This is a genomic window from Micromonospora sp. NPDC005299 (assembly GCF_042872345.1).
In the GTDB taxonomy this organism is placed as follows: Bacteria; Actinomycetota; Actinomycetes; order Mycobacteriales; family Micromonosporaceae; genus Micromonospora.
The window spans coordinates 1-1,304 of record NZ_JBIAKG010000042.1 but is presented as its reverse complement, the minus strand read 5'-3'; the positions used below and the strand labels follow the sequence as shown (position 1 = coordinate 1,304).

Below are 1,304 nucleotides of genomic sequence, written 5' to 3'. Positions count from 1 at the left end.
CCGTAGGCGGCGGCGACCCGGGCCCGGAGCAGCGCGTCGCTGATCTCGTCGCGCCGCCTGGCCAGCGGCACCGCCACCAAAGTGGCCGGGGGCATCCGGTCCCGGGCGGCGAACACGCTGCGCACCAGGGCCTCGGCCGGCAGCCCGCCGGTCGCCTCCTCGCCCACCGGGATCAGCACCAGCAGGTGCGCGCCGAGCGTCCGCGCGGCGTGCGCGATCTGGGCGAGCTGCGGCCGGTGCAGCGGACGGTCGGCGAAGACGCCGAGCACCCGCCCCGGGGGCAGCAGCCCCCGAATCTCGTCCGGGCTGCGCCGCAGCCGCTGGAACGGCCCGTGACCGCCGTCGCCCAGCCGGCGTACGGCGCCGCCCACGCCGGCCGTGCCCTCGCGAACCGGCCAGACGTCGGTCACGTCCATCGCGGCCACCGGGGCGCCCTCGCCGTCGGTGAGCACCAGCGCCCGGCGCAGCGGGTCGTCCAGCACCAGCCCGTCGGCGAGCGCGGCCGGCACCTGCAGCGTCACCGGCACCGGCCACGGCGTGCCGTCGGCGAGCCGGCCGCGCCGGCCCAGCGAGGCCAGGTCGGCCCGGGTCATGAAGCCGGTCAGCGGGGCGTACGCCCCGGTCAGCAGCAGCTCCAGATCGGCCAGCTCACCGGGCCTTGGCGCGTACGCCGGCGCATCCCGCAGAACGTCCTCGGGCAGCACCCACCCGTTGCTCATGAAACCCCCAACTCACTGGCCGGCCCACAGTTTCTCAGCCCACCGGCAATCGGTCGAGAGCGCCACTCCACCTCCCGGTCACCGGCCGGCAAACCGGCCGTCCCGGGGCGGTCCCGGCCGCCGTCCCGGGAGGTCCGCCAGCCGGACGGACCGGTCCGGACCGGCCGGTCGGTCAGCGTCCGGGCGGAATCAGGGGCAACCCCGAGCGTTTCCCGATACCCGGAGCGGCTCGCGCTCCCTACGCTGACCGCGTGACACTGCTCGCGACCGAGTCGCTGACCAAGACGTACGGAGGCCGGGTCACCGCGTTGGCCGACCTCACCGTGTCGGTCGAGCCGGGGATCATCGGGCTGGTGGGCGCGAACGGCGCCGGCAAATCCACCCTGATCAAGATCCTGCTGGGCCTGCTCGCCCCGACCAGCGGTCGGGTCTCCGTGCTCGGCCTCGACCCCACCACCGACCCCGCGGCCGTCCGCGCCCGGGTGGGCTACATGCCCGAGCACGACGCCCTCCCACCCGACCTCTCCGCCGCCGAGCTGGTCACCCACCTCGGCCGGATCAGCGGGCTGCCCCGCACGGTCGCCC

1 protein-coding gene and 1 pseudogene are annotated in these 1,304 nt (G+C 76.2%); one reads left to right on the top strand and one right to left on the bottom strand.

Going from position 1 to position 1,304, the window contains the following annotated elements; genetic code table 11:
- Positions 1–719: pseudogene (locus tag ACFYPD_RS34080) on the bottom strand (adenylyl-sulfate kinase); the annotation flags it as partial.
- 251 nt (positions 720–970) lie between these two features.
- Here ACFYPD_RS34080 and ACFYPD_RS34075 point away from each other — a divergent pair.
- Positions 971–1,304 (top strand): ATP-binding cassette domain-containing protein (locus ACFYPD_RS34075; RefSeq protein WP_387122921.1); only part of this gene is annotated, 334 nt, incomplete at its 3' end.